A 2,930-nucleotide genomic window follows, 5' to 3' on the forward strand; every position below is an offset into this window, starting at 1 on the left:
GGCCGATCGGCAGGTACGACCGCCAGTCCGGCAGCAGATAGGTGGCGAGCGCGAGGCACGAGGCCAGCGCCGCGTAATAGGCCAGCAGCCTGACCAACAGTCTCAACGCCATGCCGCTCGCCCCCCTTGCCGCCGCCTGCCCGCCCTGACGGGATGCGCGGGCGACGGCATCATCCATTTGCACGACGGACGCGCAATTTCCGTGGCCGTGCGCGGCCCGGATCGGGTGCCGTCGGGCGATGCGGGGTCGGCGACGCCGCTCTTTTCTTCCCGTCCGATCTCTGCTCAAAAGGCGCAAAAATAGGAGAGTGCCCGATGAAGACCCGCGCCGCCGTCGCGTTCGAGGCGAAGAGGCCGCTGGAGATCGTCGATCTCGACCTGGACGGCCCGCGCGCCGGCGAGGTGCTGGTGGAGATCATGGCGACGGGCATCTGCCACACGGACGCGTACACGCTGGACGGACTCGACAGCGAGGGGTTGTTCCCGAGCGTGCTGGGGCACGAGGGCGCAGGGATAGTGCGCGAGGTGGGCGCGGGCGTGACGAGCGTCGCGCCCGGCGACCACGTCATCCCGCTCTACACGCCCGAGTGCCGCCAATGTAAGTCATGCCTGTCGGGCAAGACGAACCTGTGCACCGCGATCCGCGCGACGCAGGGCAAGGGGCTGATGCCCGACGGCACCACGCGGTTCAGCCACAAGGGCCAGCCGATCTTCCACTATATGGGTTGCTCGACGTTCAGCAACTTCACCGTGCTGCCCGAGATCGCGGTGGCGAAGATCCGCGCGGACGCGCCGTTCCAGTCGAGCTGCTACGTCGGCTGCGGCGTGACGACGGGCGTCGGCGCGGTGGTCAACACCGCCAAGGTCCAGGTGGGGGACACGGTGATCGTGTTCGGGCTGGGCGGGATCGGGCTCAACGTGCTGCAGGGCGCGCGGCTGGCGGGCGCGGGGACCATCGTCGGCGTCGACATCAACCCGGCGCGCGAGGAATGGGGCCGGCGGTTCGGCATGACGCACTTCGTCAATCCGAAGACGGTGGACGGGGACATCGTGGCGCACCTGGTGGCGCTGACCGACGGGGGCGCGGACTACACGTTCGACTGCACCGGCAACACGACGGTGATGCGCCAGGCGCTGGAGGCGTGCCATCGCGGCTGGGGGACCAGCATCATCATCGGCGTAGCGGAAGCGGGCAAGGAGATCGCGACCCGCCCGTTCCAGCTCGTGACGGGGCGCAACTGGCGCGGCACCGCGTTCGGCGGCGCGAAGGGGCGCACGGACGTGCCCAAGATCGTCGACTGGTACATGCAGGGCCGGATCGAGATCGATCCGATGATTACCCACGTCCTGTCGCTCGACGAGATCAACGACGGCTTCGACCTGATGCACCGGGGCGAGAGCATCCGCTCCGTGGTGGTCTATTGAGCGTGGAGACGGTCGCCACCGCCCGGGCGTTCGGCGGCACCCAGGGCGTCTACCGCCACGCCTCCGCCGCGACCGGCACCGACATGACCTTCGCCGTCTACGTGCCCCCGCACGAGCCGGGCGCGCGGCTGCCGGTCGTGTGGTGGCTGTCCGGCCTCACCTGCACCCACGCCAACGTGACGGACAAGGGCGAGTACCGCCGGGCCTGCGCCGAGCTCGGCCTGATCCTCGTCGCGCCGGACACCTCGCCGCGTGGGCAGGGCGTCGCGGACGATCCCGCCTGGGACATGGGCCAGGGCGCGGGCTTCTACGTCGACGCGACGCAAGCGCCGTGGTCGCCGCACTTCCGGATGTGGCGCTACGTCACCGACGAGCTGCCCGCGCTGGTCGCGGCCGAGTTCCCCGCCGACATGGGCCGCCAATCGATCGCCGGCCACTCGATGGGCGGGCACGGCGCGCTGACGATCGGGCTCACCTTTCCCGAACGGTACAAGGCAGTGTCCGCCTTCGCGCCGATCGTCGCGCCGGGCCAAGTGCCGTGGGGCGAGAAGGCGCTGGGCGGCTATCTCGGCCCCGATCGCGCCGCGTGGCGCCGGCACGACGCGGTGGCGCTGATCGAGGACGGCGCGCGGCTGCCCGAACTGCTGGTCGACCAGGGCGACGCGGACCCGTTCCTGGCCGAACAGCTGCGCCCCTGGCTGCTGCGCGACGCCTGCGAGGCCGCCGGGATCGGCCTGACGCTGCGGATGCAGCCGGGCTACGACCACGGCTACCTGTTCATCTCGACCTTCATGGCCGACCATCTCGCCTGGCACGCGGCACGGCTGGGCGGGGCCGCGCGGTCGCCGTGACTCCCTCGCGCCGAGTTCCGGTCGCGCGTCCCGCGCACCGACCTATATAGTGCATCCCCACGGCGCGACTGCCACGGGCAACAACGAAGGACCATCATGCCCCTCCCCATGATCCGGCCGACCCTGCACCACGTCACGATCAAGACCAGCCGCATCCAGGACATGATCGACTGGTATACTCGAGTCGTTGGGGTGACGGTGACGTTCCAGGACAAGCACAATGCCTGGACGACCAACGACGCGGCCAATCACCGGGTCGCGTTCCTGTCCGTCCCCGAGCTGAGCGACGATCCCGACAAGACGCGCCACAACGGCATGCACCATTCCGCATTCGAATATGACAGCTTCGACGACCTGATCTCCTCCTACGAGCGGATGCGGGACGAGGGCGTGCTGCCGGCGTTCTCGCTGCACCACGGGCTCACGATCTCGATCTACTACCGCGATCCCGAGGGCAATCACGTCGAACTCCAGTCCGATTGTTTCGGCGACTGGGCCGCGTCGACCCAGTGGATGCGCACCGCCGAGGATTTCCGCCAGAACCCGATCGGCACCTTCTTCGATCCCGAGCGAGTGCTGGCCGACTATCGCGGCGGCGTCGCCTACGAGGTGCTCAGCCCGGCGATGCGGCGGGGGGACTATCAGCCCGCGACG

Annotated in this window: 3 protein-coding genes; all 3 read left to right on the forward strand. The window is 69.4% G+C overall.

Annotated features, from left to right (window positions below):
- Window positions 1-315 precede the first annotated feature (315 nt).
- On the forward strand, window positions 316-1,425 hold the full coding sequence (locus HUU96_RS14075) for an S-(hydroxymethyl)glutathione dehydrogenase/class III alcohol dehydrogenase (RefSeq protein ID WP_174293372.1): 1,110 nt from the start codon (window positions 316-318) through the stop codon (window positions 1,423-1,425).
- A gap of 2 nt (window positions 1,426-1,427) precedes the next feature.
- Complete coding sequence (gene fghA / locus HUU96_RS14080; protein ID WP_174293374.1) at window positions 1,428-2,276, forward strand: S-formylglutathione hydrolase; 849 nt, start codon at window positions 1,428-1,430, stop codon at window positions 2,274-2,276.
- A 96-nt stretch (window positions 2,277-2,372) separates the two neighbouring features.
- Window positions 2,373-2,930, forward strand: a 558-nt coding sequence (locus tag HUU96_RS14085; protein WP_217430337.1) for a VOC family protein, incomplete at its 3' end; no start/stop codon positions are given.

This window comes from Sphingomonas bacterium, assembly GCF_903644135.1.
Taxonomy (GTDB): domain Bacteria; phylum Pseudomonadota; class Alphaproteobacteria; order Sphingomonadales; family Sphingomonadaceae; genus Sphingomonas.